The organism is uncultured Lentibacter sp. (genome assembly GCF_937123735.1).
Lineage (GTDB): Bacteria > Pseudomonadota > Alphaproteobacteria > Rhodobacterales > Rhodobacteraceae > Lentibacter.
In genome coordinates this window covers 91,567-107,923 of the sequence record NZ_CAKZKL010000028.1, presented here as the reverse complement: position 1 = coordinate 107,923, position 16,357 = coordinate 91,567, and the positions used below count along the sequence as shown (strand labels likewise).

Sequence of the window (16,357 nt, the reverse complement as noted above, 5' to 3'; positions counted from 1 at the left end):
GCGCGGGGTGGGCGGGTGGGCGCGCGCTGCAAAAGGGCTTCACAGCGTGATAATCCCGCGCTCCGTCACGATCATATCCAATGGCTGGTCCGTCGCCTCAAGCGGCAAATCCTCTGCCTGCTGCGCCGCAAACGCAAACCCGATCGCGAGTGTCGCGCGTGTCGTGCGCAAGCCTTCGAGCGTGCGGTCATAAAATCCGCCCCCGTAGCCCAGCCGCCCGCCTTTGCGGTCAAAGGCCACCAGCGGCACAATCAGGATTTCCGGCTCAAAATAGTCAAGCTCTGCGGGGATCATCGCCTTGAACGGCCCCTCCACAAGCGCGCAATCCGGCTCCCAGAGGGCAAATTTCAGGGCCTGCCCGGCCGCCTGAATAACCGGCACGCCCACAGGCCCGTGCGCCGCCGCCTCCGCCATTGCGGGGAGCGGGTCAATCTCGGTTCTGATCGGCATAAACCCGGCCAAGGGCACGCCCCTATGGCCCGCCAGAACTTCCGAGAGATAGCCCGCCTGCGCCGCGCCTGCGGCCTGAAACGCCAGCTTGCGCCGTGCAAAAGCGGCCTGGCGCGCCGCTGCCTTCTGCTGCGCCAAAGAGCTCACACCAGCACCCAAGCAGCCAGCCCAAGAAAGGCAAAAAACCCAACCACATCGGTCACCGTCGTCACAAAAGCGCCCGAGGCCAACGCCGGGTCAACGCCCGCTTTTTCCAGCGCCACAGGAATCACCGTCCCCGCAAGCCCGGCCACCACAAGGTTGATCACCATCGCCGCGGCAATCACCGCCCCCAGCAGCGGCGAGGAAAACCACAACAGGCAAACAGCGCCCATCACCAGGGCAAAAATGCCGCCATTGAGCGCGCCCACAAGCACCTCACGCCGGATCACACGCCAGACGTTGGAGCTGGTCAAATCCTTGGTCGCAATGGCGCGCACCGCCACAGTCAGGCTTTGGGTGCCCGCATTGCCGCCCATGGAGGCCACAATCGGCATCAAGACCGCCAGGGCAACATAGTCAGATATCACCCCTTCAAACTGGGCAATCACCAGGCTCGCCAGAACCGCCGTCACCAGATTGACCGCCAACCACGGAAAGCGACGGCGCGTGGTGCTGATCACCCGGTCGGTCAGGCTGCCCTCGCCCACACCGGCAAGGCGCATGATGTCCTCTTCATGCTCCTCATCCAGAACCGCCATCGCATCATCAATGGTGATCACCCCCACAAGGCGCCCTTCGTCATCCACAACCGGCGCTGAAATCAGGTGATACTGGTTGAAAGCATAGGCGACATCGCCCTCATCCTGATCCACCGGAATGATCTGGAAGACATCTTCCACCAGCGCGTGCAGCGGCTGCTTGCGCGGCGCACCCATAATGCGCCCCAGGGTCACATTGCCAACAGGGTGCATCCGCGGATCCACGAGCACCACATGATAAAATTGTTCCGGCAGATCCTCCGAAGAGCGCATGAAATCAATCGCATCGCCAACAGTCCAATGCTCTGGCGCAGCCACAACTTCGCGCTGCATCAAACGCCCGGCCGATTCCTCGGGATAGCTCAACGCCTGGCGCGCAATCACCGCATCCGCATCATCCAGCGCCTCGAAAATGGCTTCCTGCTGCGGCGCCTCAAGGTCTTCGAGCAGGTCCACAACATCATCAGACTCAAGCTCGCGCACGGCTTCCGCCAGAACTTCGGGCCGCAGCGCCGAAATCACATCCTCACGGATGCTTTCGTCGAGTTCGGAGAGGATATCCCCGTCAAATTCGACGCCGTAAAGCTCAATCAGCGCATAGCGATCCGCCGAGCTGATCTGCTCAAGCATGTCCGCAATATCTGCCGCGTGCATGGGCTCCATTCGCGCGATCAGCGCATCGCGCGCGCCCTGCTCCACCGCCTCGAGCACCGCGTCCACATCTCTGCGGCTCAGCTCATAGGCCTCATCGTCAGGCTCAACTGTTTCAAAACTCTCGTCGCTCAATTTTGCCCCCGTCTGTTGGCGGCCAACCTAAGCGCAAGCCGCCACAGGGGCAATCGGGGATTTCACCCTTAGCAGCGCCCGCGCTTGGCCGCCAACATCATCACCCATTTGTTGTTCGGCCCGCGCACCACCGCAATATCACGCGCCTTGGGCTTGAGCATATTGCGCCGATGACCCGTCGAGTCTGTCCAGGCCTGCATGACCTCGCCCGAGCTGCGCTGCCCGGCAGCCACATTTTCGGCCACCGTGCAAAAGTTGTATCCCGCCCGCTTGGCGCGATTGGCCGGGCTCGAGCCATCCGACCCCTTGTGATCCAAAAAGTTGCGCCGCGCCATATCCTGCGCGTGGCGCTGCGCGGCGGCCTCAAGCTCGGGGCTCAGCTTTAGGGCGTGCAGCCCGTGTTTGGCCCGTAAGGCGTTCACCATCTTGATCACATCACGCGCAGGCTCGGCCAGAACAGGCCCGCCTGCCATAAGAATCGCCACCGTCAAACTCATCAATACTCGCAACCACGTCACTCCATTAAACCATTAAGTTCTGTGCCAACTTGCGCTGGCGCGCCAATAGTGCAGGCAAATCCAGATGCGGCATCTCTGCGTCCTGCACAATATGGCGTCCATTTACAAACAAATCTTTAACCCTGGAGGGCCCGGCAAGCAACAGCGCTGCAGGGTCCCAGCTCCCGGCCGATTCTACGCCGCGAATATCCCATATGGCCAGATCGGCGCGCTTGCCTGGAGCAATCTGGCCGCAATCCGTGCGCCCCAGAACTTCGGCCCCGCCGCGCGTGGCAATCTCAAGGGCCTCGCGTGCGCTCATCGCGTCCGCCCCGCGCGCCACCCGCTGCAACAGCATCGCCTGGCGGGCTTCCAGCATCATCTGGCCGCTGTCGTTGCTGGCCGAGCCATCAACGCCAAGCCCCAACTTGACCCCGCCATCGCGCATCGCACGCACAGGGGCAATCCCCGAGCCCAGCCGGCAATTGGAACAGGGGCAATGCGCCACCCCCGTGCCGGAACGGGCAAATAAATCAATCTCTTGCCCATCCAGCTTCACGCAATGCGCATGCCACACATCTGGCCCCGTCCAGCCCAGATCCTCGGCATATTGCCCCGGCCGGCAACCGAATTTGGCAAGACTATAAGCCACATCCTCGTCATTTTCGGCCAGATGGGTGTGCAGCATAACACCCTTGTCGCGCGCCAGCAGCGCCGCATCGCGCATCAGCTCCCGGCTGACCGAGAAAGGCGAACAAGGCGCAACGCCCACCCGCACCATCGCCCCCTCCGAGCTGTCGTGGTGGGCATCAATCACCCGAATGCTGTCTTCCAAAATCGCGGCTTCCCGCTCCACAAGACTGTCCGGTGGCAAGCCGCCATCACTTTCGCCAATGCTCATCGCGCCGCGCGTGGGATGAAAGCGCAACCCAACCTCGCGCGCCGCGGCAATCGTATCATCCAGCCGTGCGCCATTGGGAAAAAGGTAAAGGTGGTCCGAGCTCATCGTGCAGCCCGTCAGCGCCAGCTCAGCCAGCCCTACCTGTGCCGATACAAACATCTCTTCCGGGCCAAACCGCGCCCAGATCGGATAGAGCGTTTTGAGCCAGCCAAACAGCAAGGCGTCCTGCCCCCCCGGAACGGCCCGGGTCAGGGTCTGGTAGAGATGATGATGGGTGTTCACAAGCCCCGGCGTCACAACACAGCCGCGCGCCTCCAACACCGCCCCCGCAGTGCTCAAACCGTGGCCCACCGCTGCGATCTTGCCGTCACGCAACAGGATGTCGGCGCCTTGCAGCTCGCTGCGCGCATCATTCATCGTGAGGATGTGGTCCGCACCGCGGATCAGGGTTTCTTGCATGGTTGCACCTCTCTTGGTGCCCTCTCATGCCAAAACCGCCGCGCTGGAAAAGGGCCAAGAAGCGCAGGCCCTGTCAGTCTAGCGCAGATCGCTGCGCGCGCAAAGCCCGCTTACGCAGGCACCCGGCGCAAAAGCTCCAAAGCCGCGCCATGCTGTATCGGGTCCGCCGCCGCCAAAACCCGCCCGCCGTTGTGGGCCGGGCCGCCTTGCCAGTCGGTCACAATTCCGCCAGCGGCCTCAATCAAGCCGATTGGCGCGCAGATATCGTAGTTGGACAAACCTGCCTCCACCACCAGATCAATCTGCCCAGCCGCCAGCAAGGCATAGGCGTAACAATCCATGCCATACCGCGTCAGCCGCACCTGTGCTGCGAGGGCCTGAAACCCAGCGCGCTCCTGAGCGCTGCCGATTTCCGGAAAGGTCGAAAACAAGATCGCTTCGCTCAAGGGGCGGCCCGCACGGGTCTTGAGCGCTTTGCGCCCCAGCGGTCCGACCATCTCACAAGCGCCAAACCCACCCCAGAAACGCTCGCCGATATAGGGTTGGTCCACCATCCCGAAAACCGGCCCTGACAGATCGCAGACCGCAATCAGCACCCCCCAGGTGGGTGTGCCGGCCAAAAAGCCGCGAGTGCCGTCTATCGGGTCCAAAACCCAGGTCAGCCCCGAGCGGCCTTCGGTGTTGCCATATTCCTCACCGATCACCGCATCATCGGGGCGGCGCTGCGCCAGGACCGCGCGCATGGCACGCTCTGCGGCCTTGTCTGCCGCTGTCACTGGATCAAAGCCAGTGGCCAGCTTGTTCTCAGCCGTCAGACCATCGGCGCGAAAATAGCCCAGCACCTCGCTGCGGGCCACATCGGCCAGCGCATGAGCCGTGCTGAGCAAGTCGTCAGTTTTCATATCTTGCCTCTTGCCGCCCTTTTGGGCGTCTATGCCGCAACCCGCGCCCCAAAGGCAAGCCGCCGCTGCGCTAGGCCACGTCGCTCAACACCCGCGCCAGTTCAAAAAGCCGCTTACGCTGGTTTTCCGGTATCGAATAATAAGAGCGGATCAAATCCATCGCCTCTTTATCGGCCAGCAAATCAGCCGGGATACTCTCGTCTTTGGGGCCGGGCAGCTCTGCGGCCTCCATTGCCTCAAAGAAATGGGAGACCGGAACATCCAGAACCTCTGAAATGTCCCAAAGCCGCGAGGCGCTGACACGGTTTGCCCCGGTTTCGTATTTTTGGATCTGCTGAAATTTGATCCCAACTTTCTCGGCCAATTGCTGCTGTGTCATGCCAACAAGCCAGCGGCGCTGGCGCAAGCGCTTGCCGACGTGGACATCTACGGGGTGAGCCATATTTTACTCCTCAATTTCTATTCACAAACTATTACCAATCACTTGCCTGTCGCAGCGGCGCGAAATCATGGGTCACACCGTTACAAGACCAATCAGAGACGGAAATCAAACGTTTTATAGCCTCGGTGCCATGTCTTCCCGAAAAGGATACCGCATAAAGCTAAACAAATTCTTGCTTACACGCATTACGCGTTTAAAGGGGAATTTTGTCAAGAAAAACCCTCAAGCTTAGCGTGTTTCATTATTAAAATACACAACCTTAAGCTTAATTGCCGGCTCTGGAGGGTCGAATTTTTGGTTTACCTGCGCACCGCCAGAAGGCAAAACAGGCACAGCCGCCGTCGCTGAAAGGACCATCCCAATGAGCACCCCGACCATGCGCGCCCTGCGCTGCCTGAGCAAAGGGCAACCGCCCGTCCTTGAAACCATCGCCCGCCCGCAGCCCGCTGCCGGGGAGCTGCGCGTCAAAATTGCCGCCTGCGGGCTCAATTTTGCAGATCTTCTCATGGTGCAAGGCAGCTATCAGGAGACCCCCGCCTACCCCTTTACCATGGGAATGGAGGTCTCTGGCGTGGTGGATGCGCTGGGTGAAGGCGTGAGCGGCCCCGCCGTGGGCACGCCTGTCTTGGTCTTTGGCGGACAGGGGGGGCTGGCTAATTACGCCTGTTTTGACGCGTCCCGCGTCACCCCGCTGCCGCAGGGCACCGATATGGTCAGCGCGGCGGCCCTGCAAGTGGCCTATGGCACAAGCCATGTCGCGCTTGGCTACAAGGCCGGGCTCAAGGCAGGCGAAACCCTGCTGGTGCTTGGCGCAGCAGGCGGCGTTGGGCTCACAGCCGTTGAAATCGGCAAGCTCATGGGGGCAACGGTTATTGCCTGCGCGCGCGGCGCCGATAAGCTCGCCGTGGCCAAAGCCGCAGGCGCGGATCACCTGATCGACGCCGAAAAAGACGATATCCGCGAGGCCGTGCGCGCCCTTGGCGGCGCGGATGTGGTCTATGACCCGGTGGGGGGCGATCAGTTCAAGGCCGCCATGCGCGCCTGCAACCCCGAAGCACGCCTGCTCAGCATCGGGTTCGCCTCGGGCGAAGTGCCGCAAGTGCCCGCCAATATCCTTCTGGTCAAAAACCTCACCGTCATGGGCTTTTACTGGGGCGGCTACCTCGCGTTCAAGCCCTCCGTCGTCACAGACAGCCTTACCGAGCTGGTGCGCTGGCATGCCGAAGGCAAGATCAAGCCCCATGTGAGCCACGCCCTGCCGCTTGAGCAAGCCCTTGAGGGCATGGAGCTTCTGCGCAGCCGCAAATCCACCGGCAAGGTGGTGATCACCCTCTGAAGAGAGCACCGCGCCACACCTCGCTTTGAAAACGTAAAAACCCGACAAAATCACAGCGGGAAATGCTTGAAAAAGCCCCCCGCCTCACCGATATTCACCCTGAGGGCTCTGTGAATAGGCAGGGCCACATAACGCCTATGCAACTTCGGAGGCTTAAATGGCAGAATTTGACACCGTCCATTCCGGCGCGCGCACGCAGGACGCCGCAATCGACCAAGGGCTTCGTGCCCATATGAACAAGGTTTACGGCCTTATGTCGGCCGCACTCCTTGCGACCTTTGCTTTGGCTTACCTCGTGGCCCAAAGCCCTGCGGCACAGCAAGTCCTTCTGGTCCCGCCAATCGTCTACGCGGTCATCTTCGGCCCGCTGGCCTTCGTTCTCGTGGCCAACTTCGCCTTCGAGCGCCTGAGTGTCGCGAGCATCAACATGATCTTCTGGGCCTATGCCGCGCTCACAGGCGTGTCGCTCTCGGTGATCTTCATCATGTTCTCCATGTCCAGCGTGATCATGGGGCTGCTCTACACCGCTGTTGCCTTCCTTGGCCTCAGCCTTACCGGCTACCTCACCAAGCGCAACCTCGGCCCCATCGGCCAGGTCGCAACCATGATGGCTTGGGGGATTGTCGCGATTGGCCTGTTCAGCATGTTCACAGGTGGCATGGGCGCAAACGGCGCGTGGTGGATGAACCTTGCCATCCTCGGCGTGTTCGCCGTGCTCACGGCAACCTCCACCCAAGACATCAAGAACACCTACCTCGGCGCACGCTACCAGGGCGGCCAAGAGGCTGAAATGTTCCTTGAAAAAGCCGCGATCATCGGCGCGCTCCAGCTTTACATCAGCTTCATCGCGATGTTCCGCTCGATCATGTTCCTCTTCATGCCGCGCGACTGAGCCAGACGCTTACATCAAACACCCAAGGGCCAGCCACCGCGCTGGCCCTTTTGTTTTGTGGCCGCCCCTCAGGCAGGGTGCTCAATCACATCAAAGCCCTCATCCTCAGTCGGCGGTACAAAATGTGAGGTAATCCGGTGAAACTGCGCTTCGCTCACCTGGAAAGGATGGCCCCCACGCGCATTGCGCGCCTTGAGCCGCGCCAAACAGGTTGCATCATCCACCGCCAGATAATGCAGCCGCACCTGCGCCCCGGCGGCCAGGGCAAGGCCGCGCATCCAGGCGCGCTCTGCCGGGCGATTGGCCGCAAAATCCAGAACAACAGAGTTCCCCGCGCGCAGCAGATCAATACACAACGGGCCAACAATTTCGCGCAGCCGCGCCGTGCAATCCGCATAATCGGCGAGCGTTTCAAGCCGATCGGCAAACAACGCATAAAGCCATTCATCCTCGCACAACACGAGTGTGCCTGCGCCCTTCCCCAGCTCTGCGCTCAAGGTCGATTTGCCCGCAGCAATCTTGCCGCAGAGCATATGCAAAACAGCCTCAGACATAGCCCGCCAACCTCTCTCCCCTACCAATCGCTGCCTGAAAGGCATCGACCTCGCATTCCAATACCTGCGCGCCATACCGGCCAATACCGCCCCACCCGCACCCATCTTTAGGCGCACGCCAGACCGCATCAAACCCGAAACTCCCGTCAAGGCGCCGAAGACTGCCCACACAGATAGTGGCTCCCGCCAAATTGACCGAACCCATCACCTGATCGAAGACAAGCACCCCCCGCGCCGCAGGATTATTCTTAAAGTCTTCAATCACCCGCGCTTCCCCCGCGGCCACATTGCTCAACACTCCAAGCACCAACGCCCACCAGATCATCTGCCGCATCCGCCACGCTCCAAACCTCTCTTCCGCACCGCTTTTTTTCTTTCCCGAAATATCCCGGGGGTGTGGGGGCTGGCCCCCACTTAAACCTGTGTGTGGGGGCTGGCCCCCACTTAAACCTGTGTGTGGGGGGCAACCCTCCCTTGCACCCGCGCGTGGGGGCTGGCCCGCCCTTGCACCGGCCGGTGGTGCCCAACATGGCCGACAAAGCCAATCACACCCCCACCCCAAACAAGCACAGCCCGCTCAGTCAACGAAAAAGGCCGCCCCTCTCGGAACGGCCCCATCTCGAAAAAGTCAAAACCAAGCTTACTTGATTTTGCCTTCCTTATATTCAACATGCTTGCGCACAACGGGGTCATATTTGCGGATAGACATTTTTTCCGTCATCGTGCGTGCGTTCTTTTTGGTCACATAGAAGTGGCCGGTGCCTGCGGTCGAGTTCAGGCGGATTTTGATCGTGGTTGGCTTCGCCATTGGGCTTCTCCTGCGGCTGGGCGGGTGCAGATGGCGCACAGCCCGTGAATTCTCTTGAAGCCTGCCTTTTAAGGAGATGCGCGCCTGAGTCAACCGCAAAGCGCGCGCTTGCGAAAGTTTTGCTTTGCGCTTCGTGCGGGCATGAAGCAGAAAGCACCGATGACACGCGCTCCCGCCACCCTGACCGCCACGCTTGCGGTGCTCGCCGCCGCCATCCTCTGGGGCAGCACTGGCACGTTGCAAAGCTTTTTGCCGCCGGAGCGCGCGCCGCTCGTTGTGGGCGCGGCCCGCCTCTGGATTGGCGCGGCCGCGCTCATCGCGCTGGCTGCCTTGCAGCCCGCCGCGCGCGCGGCCCTGCGCCAGCTGCCCAAGCGCGCGCTTTTCACAGCCGCTGCGGCCATCGCGGCCTATAACATGCTCTTCTTTGCCGCCGTGGCGCTGGCTGGCGTCGGCCTTGGCACAGCGGTCACCATCGGCTCCGCGCCGCTCTGGGTGGCCGCCTATGACATCCTCTGGCTGCGCCAACGCCCCTCCCTGCGCAAGGCCTTTGGACAGGCGCTCGCCATTGTCGGGGCTGGCGCCCTCGTGCTCGCAGGCGCAACCGGCGGCAGTGCCCCCCTCGGTCTCGCCCTCGCCGCGGCGGCAGGCCTGTGCTATGCGACCTATTCTCTGGCCTCCTCGCGCATGACAGCCCATGCGCCCCCCGCCACCATCGCCGCGAGCACCTTCAGCCTCGCGGCGCTCTTCACAACACCCGTCTTCTTCCTGCTGCCATGGGGCTGGGCCCTCACAGGCACAGCCCCGCTCACGCTCGTCGCGCTTGGCCTCGGGGCCACAGGGCTGGCCTATGCGCTCTACACCTGGGGCCTGAAGGCCCTCCCCGCCTCCACAGCCGTCACCCTTGCGCTGGCCGAGCCGCTCACAGCCTGGGTGCTCGCGCTGCTCGTCGTCGGTGAAGCGGCCACGCCGCTCAAACTCACAGGGGCCGCGCTCCTGCTCGCAGGGCTCTACATCGTCACAAGTGATAAAGATAAACACGCGGAAGGCCTGTAAGCCGGATTCTGTCTCCCCGGGCTGTCCCGAAGTGGATGACCATTCATCTAAAAGCGCTGTTGCCAACGCCCCTCTAGCTGCCTACCCGAACCTCAAGGCCAAAACAGCCTAAAGCGAGGTCCCTATTCGGCATTGCTCCCGGCGGGGTTTGCCATGCGAGGTCTGTTGCCAGCCCCCCGGTGGGCTCTTACCCCACCGTTTCACCCTTGCTCCCCCGTGAGGAAGCGGTCTCTTCTCTGTGGCACTTTCCGTCAGGTTGCCCTGCCCGGGCGTTACCCGGCACCGTTGTCTTGTGGAGTCCGGACTTTCCTCGAAGCGCCCAAAAGCCCCCCGCGGCCATCCAGCCTTCCGCGCCCCTGCCAGATAGTCCGCCCCCGCCCAGAGGTCAATCACCGCGTAGCCCTTTCTTTTTGCCAGAAATATCCCAGGGGGTCTGGGGGACTGGTCCCCCAGTTAAAACCTGTGGTCTGGGGGACTGGTCCCCCAGCTAAAACCTGTGGTCTGGGGGACTGGTCCCCCAGCTAAAACCTGTGGTCTGGGGGACTGGTCCCCCAGTTAAACCTGTGCTCGGAGGAACTGCTCCCCCAAACACCGCGACGCGCCCGCAGGGCGCGGCGCAAAACCTCACGCACAGCCCCTCACAGGCCAACGCGCCGCCAGATCGCTCATCAACGCCACATCCACCGCGTCCATCCCCCCCGTTGCCCAAGGGCGAAACCGCAGCCGAAACGCCTCCAGAATATGCGCATCCTCCACATCGCCAACAGGGTATCCAAACGCCGCCGCAGCTCCGTAAAAGTCGCTCCCCGCGCGCGCCTGCGGCCAAACCGACAAGCCCAACCGCGCCAGCCTGGCCCAATCAAACCGCGCGCCCGGGTCGCTCTTGCGCCCCGGAGCCATGTCCGAATGGCCAATCACCCGCTCAGGCGCAATCGCCCAACGCACCATGATCTGTGCAAGCAATGCTTCAAGGCCCGCCATCTGCGGCTCCGCAAAGGGCTGATCCCCCGTATTCGCCAGCTCGATCCCGATCGCGCGCGAATTGACATCCCTCACATCTCCCCAGCGCCCCGCGCCGGCGTGCCAGGCGCGCTCTCCCTCAGGCACAAGCCGCGTCACGCCCCCCCGCTCGCAAATCACATAATGCGCCGACACCTCGGCCACAGGGTCGCACAGCCGCTCAATCGCAGCTTGCGCGCTCTGCATCGCAGTGTAGTGGATCACCACAAGATCGGGCCTTTGCCCGCCGCGGCGCGCGCCCCAATTGGGCGAGACGCGCTCAAAGATCTGCGGCCGCAGGCTCACTCCCCTTGAGCAGCCTGCGCTGCACCCGCCGCGCGCGCTGCGCGAAACGGAGCCGGATCCCAGGAACAGGCATAGCCATCTCCGTCCGGATCCAGCGCCAGCCGGTCCCGCTCGGGCCCACCCCGCTCCAGAAACTCAAGCTGCGCCAAGTCGGGCGAGGCATATCTCGCACAATTTCGCGTCGATTTTGCCTGCAAATTCAGGCCACTGCGCTTGTAAATGCCTTCGCCACGGGCATTTGAGGTGCTCAGGGCATAGGCCACTATATTAGGCCCGCCCGAGCCCACGCGCGCGGGCACTTTGGTTGCCGCAACCACCTGATACTGCTGTTGCAGCGCCGCCCGGCGCGCCGCGTCGTCTTCAATACTGCGCTGTGAGCCGACCGCATCAAAATCATTCTCCTGCGAGATGCCTGCGGCATTGATCACCGGCTGCAAGCGCTCCTCGGCTGCGCCATCGGCTTGTGCCTGTGTGGCCGCCAAAACAGCCTGCGTCTCCAGGGCAAGCGCCGCCGTCGGGTCTTGCGTGCCGCCAAGGTCCAGGTCTTCAGCACCCGCGCCCTCGTTGGCCGGGTTTGCGCTCAAGCTCTCATCGCTGAGCGCCTGCGCATCCGGCAAGGGCGAGGCATTTTCGCGCCCCAAAGCCCCAAAGCCTGCGCCGGGCGCACCACTTTCTGGCACAGAAACAGCACAGCCCGTAAGCGCCCAGGACAGCGCAGCAATCTGAATAAATCTTGTCACCTTACCCTCTGCATTTCTGCGCATAAACACGCGGTTTTGCGGGGGTTTACCACCATTTTTGCGGCTTGGCCACAAATCCTGCCGCCTGCTCCAGCGCATAGGCGGTATTCAGCAGATCACCCTCTTCCCAGGGCCGCCCGATCAACTGCAACCCAAGCGGTAGCCCCTGCGCGTTTGTTCCCGTTGGCAGAGCAATCCCGGGCAAGCCGGCAAGGTTCACCGTCACGGTGAACACATCGTTGAGATACATGGCAATCGGGTCCGCCTCGCTCATCTCGCCAAGGCCAAAGGCCGCGCTTGGCGTGGCAGGTGTCAGGATCGCGTCGATACCCTGTGCAAACACCTCCTCAAAGTCGCGCTTGATCAGCGTGCGCACCTTGCGGGCCCGGTTGTAATAGGCGTCATAAAAGCCCGCCGAGAGCACATAGGTTCCCACCATCACACGGCGCTGCACCTCGTGGCCAAAGCCTTCGGCGCGGGTCTTTTCATACATCTCGGTAATGCCATCACCCGCCGCCAGGCTGGCGCGGTGGCCATAGCGCACCCCGTCATAGCGCGCGAGGTTGCTTGAGGCTTCCGCAGGCGCGATGACGTAGTAGGTCGGCAGCGCATATTTTGTGTGCGGCAGCGAGATATCGACAATCTCCGCGCCCGCCGCCTTGAGCATCTCCGTGCCCTCGGCCCAGAGCGTCTCGATCTCCTCGGGCATCCCGTCCATGCGGTATTCGCGCGGAATGCCGATCTTCTTGCCGCGAATGTCGCCCGTCAGCATAGCCTCGAAGTTGGGCACAGCCAGCTCGGCGCTGGTGCTGTCCTTGGGGTCATGGCCGCACATGGCCTCCAGCATGATGGCCGCGTCGCGCACATCCTTGGTCATCGGCCCCGCTTGGTCAAGCGAGGAGGCAAAGGCGATAATCCCCCAACGGCTCACGCGGCCATAGGTCGGCTTGATGCCGGTGATGCCGGTGAAGGCCGCAGGCTGGCGGATCGAGCCGCCGGTGTCTGTGCCCGTCGCCGCAAGGCAAAGGTCCGCCGCCACAGCACTCGCCGAGCCGCCAGACGAGCCGCCCGGCGTGAGCGCCGCCGCGTCACCCGCGCGCCGCCACGGGTTCACAGCATTGCCATAAGCGCTGGTCTCGTTGGACGAGCCCATGGCAAATTCGTCCATGTTGAGCTTGCCGAGCATGACCGCGCCCGCGTCAAACAGCTGGCTGGTCACGGTGCTCTCATATTCGGGCTTGAAGCCCTTGAGAATGTTGCTCGCCGCCTGAGAGGGCACACCCTTGGTGCAGAACAAATCCTTGATGCCCAGTGGAATGCCGCACATATCCGGCGCATCGCCCGCCTTGATCCGTTTGTCCGCCGCCTCTGCCTGCGCGCGCGCAGCCTCCGGCGTGTGGTGCACAAAAGCGCCCAGCGCCCCTGCCCCCTCGATCTCGGTGAGGCAGGCCTCGGTCAGCTCCGCGCTGGTGACATCACCCTTGCGCAGCGCATCCCGCGCCGCCGCAATCGTCAGCTTGTTCAGATCAGCCATTATTCCACCACCTTCGGAACTGCAAAAAAGCCCTCGCGCGCATCCGGCGCATTCGCCAGCACAGCCGCCTGCTGGCCCCCATCCGTCACCGCGTCAACCCGCCGCTTCAGGCGCATCGGCGTGACAGACACCATCGGCTCCACACCCTCAACATCTACTTCGGAAAGCTGCTCGATAAACCCGAGCACAGCATTGAACTCCGCCGCCAAAGCCGGCAGCTCTCCCGCTTCAACCCTGATCCGCGCCAGCTTGGCCACTTTGGCCGCTGTGTCCTTGTCAATCGACATGGCAGTCACTCCAATTTCTGAACGCCTTGCCTTTACCCCCCCTTGCGGCGCGCTTCAACCTGCTTCGCACCCAATTGCTGCAATCTGCGCTGCAAGCCCTGCCCCCGGCTGTCCATACAGCCATCCATACAGCCCGCCACACAGCTGGCCACACAGCCGCGCCCCGGCCCTTCTTCTGGTGTCAAATACCTCGGGGGTCTGGGGGCAGCGCCCCCAGCCGGTCGGATTTTGCCGCGCAAAATTCGATCCCTCTCAGCGGCGGTCCTTGAAAAATTCCGCCAGCAAACGAGCCGCCGCCCCCGCGCCAATCCCATCATAAATCTCGGGCACATGATGACACTGCGGATGCTCAAACACCCGCGCGCCCTGGGCAACCCCACCGCTCTTGGGGTCACAGGCCCCGTAGTAAAGCCGCGCCACCCGGGCGTGGGAAATGGCCGCAGCACACATGGGGCAAGGCTCCAGAGTGACATAAAGCGAAGCGTTTTCAAGGCGTTCAACCCCCAAGGCGGCACAGGCCTCACGGATGACAAGCATCTCGGCATGGGCGGTCGGGTCCTTCAACTCCCGGCAGCGGTTGCCCGCCTGGGCTATCACCTCCCCCGCCACGACCAAAGCCGCGCCCACCGGCACCTCGCCGCGCGCGCCGGCCTGCGCGGCCTGTTGCAAGGCCCGCGCCATATGCGTGTCAAATCCCATGTGCCCACATGCCCCCAAGATGCCCTCTTTCGCAAGAGCCATGAATGCTCTAAGCCGCGCCTATGAGCAACACACCCAAACCCGATAGCCCCGCAGGCGAGCGCATCGCCAAAGTCATCTCCCGCGCCGGCCTCGCCTCGCGCCGCGAGGCCGAGCGTCTCATCGCCGCAGGCCGCGTCGCCGTGAACGGCAAGACAATCACAAGCCCGGCGCTCAACATCACCAGCGCCGATAAGGTCGTGGTCAACGGCAAGCCCCTCAAGGCCCCCGAGCCCGCCCGCATGTGGCTCTATCACAAGCCCGCCGGTCTTGTGACCAGCCACAGCGACGAGCAAGGCCGCGCAACAGTCTTTGACAAACTCCCCGAGGGCCTGCCCCGTGTGATGACAGTGGGGCGTCTGGACATCAACTCAGAGGGCCTTCTTCTGCTCACCAATGACGGCGGCGTGAAACGCCAGCTCGAACTGCCCTCCACTGGCTGGTTGCGCCGCTACCGCGTGCGCATCAACGGCCGCCCCAGCGAAGAAAGCTTCGAGCCCCTGCGCCAGGGCCTTGTGGTCGAGGGCGAGGCCTTCCAGCCCATGCAGGTCACGCTTGATCGCCAGCAAGGAGCCAATGCCTGGGCCACGCTTGGCTTGCGCGAAGGCAAAAACCGCGAGATCCGCCGCGCCATGGAAGCCATCGGGTTTTCCGTCAACCGGCTCATCCGGGTGTCTTATGGCCCCTTCCAGCTGGGAGATCTCAAACAGGGCGAGGTGCAGGAGCTGCGCGCCAAGGTGATCCGCGACCAGCTCGGGCTGGAGACACCCGCAGGCGAAGACAGCAACCCCAAACCCGCGCGAAAGCCACAGCGCCGGCGCACCCGCTAACCCGCGCGCTTTGGCTGCAAAATACGGCCCTGAGCCGCGGCGGGCATGTTTCCCCCTAGCGCGGCGGGCCTGGCTCCCCTAGATTAAAGACATCAAGAGAGCTTGTCTGTCCAACGGGGGGATAAATGACCGAAACCGGCTTGCAAAAACTGGCCTTTGCGCTGCTGGTGTTGCTGATGCTTTATGCCGCTGTCTTCGGAGCTGGCTGATGTCACAGCGCTACGGCGGAAAACACAGCCCCACAAACAGCAGCTCCGCAAACAGCAGCGCTGTCAGCGGCCAGAGCTATGCCGGCGCGCGGCGCGCGCGCGCAGGCGGGCGTGTCAACGTCCTCTTTCTTGCGCCTCTGCCCATGGTCTGGCGGGCCTTCACAGCGCCGCCCACAGATATGGCCCTCTGGCTTGGCGCGCTCGCCCTGCTGTTGCTCGCAGCCTGGTTGACCCGCGCAGGCGAAACCGCTCAGGAGGCCTATGAGGCACGCAAAGTGGCGCGCCGCCCGGCCCTGCCGCGCAAAATTCTCGGCTCCCTTCTCACCGGGGCCGGCCTGGCCCTGGCCGGCCTCGCAGGCTTTGGCCTGCTCGAGGCCGCGCTCTTCGGAGGGTTGGGCTTGGGGCTGCATTTCGCCGCCTTTGGCCCTGATCCGCTTGTAAACAAGGGTATGGAGGGCCTTGACACCTTCCAGAATGACCGCGTAGCGCGGGTGGTGACACAGGCCGAGGCGCATCTTGCCGCCATCACCACAGCCGCCAACCGAACCGCCGACCGCGAGGTCAGCTCGCGGGTGGCCCGCTTTGAAACCCAAGTGCGCGCACTTCTGGGCAGCGTGCAGGACGATCCGCGCGATCTCACCGCTGCGCGCAAATATATGGGCATCTACCTCAAAGGCGCACGCGACGCCACAGAGGCCTTCGCCCAGCTCTACAGCCGCAGCCGCAGCAGCGCCGCAAAGGCCAGCTTTCTGGCCCTGTTGAGTGATCTTCAAGACAGTTTCTCTGCCAAGAACCAGCAGCTTTTGCTGGATGATCGCAGCGACCTGAACATCGAGATCGAAGTGCTGCGCGAGCGCCTCGCCCGCGAAGGTATCCGTTTAGACAAGTCCTGAT

General features: G+C 62.8%; 18 protein-coding genes, 1 other RNA gene and 1 pseudogene. 5 read left to right on the top strand and 15 right to left on the bottom strand.

Annotated features, from left to right (window positions below; all coding sequences use genetic code 11):
* Nucleotides 1-39: 39 nt before the first annotated feature.
* The 6 genes from Q0478_RS07950 to Q0478_RS07925 all read right to left on the bottom strand — a co-directional run bounded on the left by Q0478_RS07950 (nt 40) and on the right by Q0478_RS07925 (nt 5,177).
* Entirely contained in the window at nt 40-597 is a 558-nt protein-coding gene (locus tag Q0478_RS07950; protein WP_298678045.1) for a 5-formyltetrahydrofolate cyclo-ligase, read from the bottom strand.
* Nucleotides 594-1,976 carry a magnesium transporter gene (gene mgtE, locus Q0478_RS07945; RefSeq protein WP_298678042.1) on the bottom strand — a complete coding sequence of 461 codons (1,383 nt, stop codon included), beginning with the start codon at nt 1,974-1,976 and terminating at the stop codon, nt 594-596. Before mgtE ends, Q0478_RS07950 begins: the two co-directional genes overlap by 4 nt.
* Before the next feature lie 68 nt (nt 1,977-2,044).
* Nucleotides 2,045-2,461 (bottom strand): CAP domain-containing protein, encoded by a 417-nt coding sequence (locus Q0478_RS07940; RefSeq protein WP_298678039.1) that lies wholly within the window; start codon nt 2,459-2,461, stop codon nt 2,045-2,047.
* A 37-nt stretch (nt 2,462-2,498) separates the two neighbouring features.
* A complete protein-coding gene (locus Q0478_RS07935; RefSeq protein WP_298678036.1) occupies nt 2,499-3,833 on the bottom strand; it encodes an 8-oxoguanine deaminase in 1,335 nt (444 codons plus the stop codon).
* 110 nt (nt 3,834-3,943) lie between these two features.
* The gene (locus tag Q0478_RS07930; RefSeq protein ID WP_298678033.1) at nt 3,944-4,735 is read right to left on the bottom strand and encodes an inositol monophosphatase family protein; all 792 of its coding nucleotides are present in this window, start codon (nt 4,733-4,735) and stop codon (nt 3,944-3,946) included.
* Between the two features lie 70 nt (nt 4,736-4,805).
* Nucleotides 4,806-5,177 (bottom strand): helix-turn-helix transcriptional regulator, encoded by a 372-nt coding sequence (locus Q0478_RS07925; protein ID WP_298678031.1) that lies wholly within the window; start codon nt 5,175-5,177, stop codon nt 4,806-4,808.
* 376 nt (nt 5,178-5,553) lie between these two features.
* On the opposite strand from Q0478_RS07925, the gene Q0478_RS07920 reads away from it, so the two are divergent.
* The gene (locus Q0478_RS07920) at nt 5,554-6,513 is read left to right on the top strand and encodes an NADPH:quinone oxidoreductase family protein (RefSeq protein WP_298678615.1); all 960 of its coding nucleotides are present in this window, start codon (nt 5,554-5,556) and stop codon (nt 6,511-6,513) included.
* A gap of 157 nt (nt 6,514-6,670) precedes the next feature.
* Nucleotides 6,671-7,405: a Bax inhibitor-1 family protein gene (locus Q0478_RS07915; RefSeq protein WP_298678028.1), complete on the top strand. Its 735-nt coding sequence runs from the start codon at nt 6,671-6,673 to the stop codon at nt 7,403-7,405.
* Nucleotides 7,406-7,473: 68 nt separating this feature from the next.
* On the opposite strand, the gene Q0478_RS07910 is transcribed toward Q0478_RS07915, so the two are convergent.
* The 3 genes from Q0478_RS07910 to rpmG all read right to left on the bottom strand — a co-directional run bounded on the left by Q0478_RS07910 (nt 7,474) and on the right by rpmG (nt 8,767).
* Complete coding sequence (locus Q0478_RS07910; RefSeq protein WP_298678025.1) at nt 7,474-7,959, bottom strand: ATP-binding protein; 486 nt, start codon at nt 7,957-7,959, stop codon at nt 7,474-7,476.
* Nucleotides 7,952-8,293, bottom strand: a complete 342-nt coding sequence (locus tag Q0478_RS07905) for a hypothetical protein (protein WP_298678023.1) — start codon at nt 8,291-8,293, stop codon at nt 7,952-7,954. Before Q0478_RS07905 ends, Q0478_RS07910 begins: the two co-directional genes overlap by 8 nt.
* Before the next feature lie 306 nt (nt 8,294-8,599).
* Nucleotides 8,600-8,767: a 50S ribosomal protein L33 gene (gene rpmG / locus Q0478_RS07900; RefSeq protein WP_274961353.1), complete on the bottom strand. Its 168-nt coding sequence runs from the start codon at nt 8,765-8,767 to the stop codon at nt 8,600-8,602.
* Between the two features lie 141 nt (nt 8,768-8,908).
* Here rpmG and Q0478_RS07895 point away from each other — a divergent pair.
* Nucleotides 8,909-9,727: pseudogene (locus Q0478_RS07895) on the top strand (EamA family transporter); the annotation flags it as partial.
* Between the two features lie 74 nt (nt 9,728-9,801).
* On the opposite strand, the gene rnpB reads toward Q0478_RS07895, so the two are convergent.
* The 6 genes from rnpB to Q0478_RS07865 all read right to left on the bottom strand — a co-directional run bounded on the left by rnpB (nt 9,802) and on the right by Q0478_RS07865 (nt 14,385).
* An RNA gene (gene rnpB, locus Q0478_RS07890) (RNase P RNA component class A) lies at nt 9,802-10,172 on the bottom strand.
* A 272-nt stretch (nt 10,173-10,444) separates the two neighbouring features.
* Nucleotides 10,445-11,125: an N-acetylmuramoyl-L-alanine amidase gene (locus Q0478_RS07885; protein ID WP_298678020.1), complete on the bottom strand. Its 681-nt coding sequence runs from the start codon at nt 11,123-11,125 to the stop codon at nt 10,445-10,447.
* Nucleotides 11,122-11,865, bottom strand: coding sequence for a hypothetical protein (locus Q0478_RS07880; protein WP_298678017.1), 744 nt, complete (start codon nt 11,863-11,865; stop codon nt 11,122-11,124). Before Q0478_RS07880 ends, Q0478_RS07885 begins: the two co-directional genes overlap by 4 nt.
* A gap of 46 nt (nt 11,866-11,911) precedes the next feature.
* Complete coding sequence (gene gatA, locus Q0478_RS07875) at nt 11,912-13,399, bottom strand: Asp-tRNA(Asn)/Glu-tRNA(Gln) amidotransferase subunit GatA (protein ID WP_298678014.1); 1,488 nt, start codon at nt 13,397-13,399, stop codon at nt 11,912-11,914.
* Nucleotides 13,399-13,686 (bottom strand): Asp-tRNA(Asn)/Glu-tRNA(Gln) amidotransferase subunit GatC, encoded by a 288-nt coding sequence (gatC, locus tag Q0478_RS07870; protein WP_298678012.1) that lies wholly within the window; start codon nt 13,684-13,686, stop codon nt 13,399-13,401. Before gatC ends, gatA begins: the two co-directional genes overlap by 1 nt.
* Before the next feature lie 252 nt (nt 13,687-13,938).
* On the bottom strand, nt 13,939-14,385 hold the full coding sequence (locus tag Q0478_RS07865; RefSeq protein WP_298678610.1) for a nucleoside deaminase: 447 nt from the start codon (nt 14,383-14,385) through the stop codon (nt 13,939-13,941).
* 62 nt (nt 14,386-14,447) lie between these two features.
* Here Q0478_RS07865 and Q0478_RS07860 point away from each other — a divergent pair, with 62 nt between their 5' ends.
* Both Q0478_RS07860 and Q0478_RS07855 read left to right on the top strand, forming a co-directional pair.
* Nucleotides 14,448-15,254 (top strand): pseudouridine synthase, encoded by an 807-nt coding sequence (locus Q0478_RS07860; RefSeq protein WP_298678010.1) that lies wholly within the window; start codon nt 14,448-14,450, stop codon nt 15,252-15,254.
* 208 nt (nt 15,255-15,462) lie between these two features.
* On the top strand, nt 15,463-16,356 hold the full coding sequence (locus Q0478_RS07855; RefSeq protein WP_298678008.1) for a 5-bromo-4-chloroindolyl phosphate hydrolysis family protein: 894 nt from the start codon (nt 15,463-15,465) through the stop codon (nt 16,354-16,356).
* Nucleotide 16,357 lies beyond the last annotated feature (1 nt).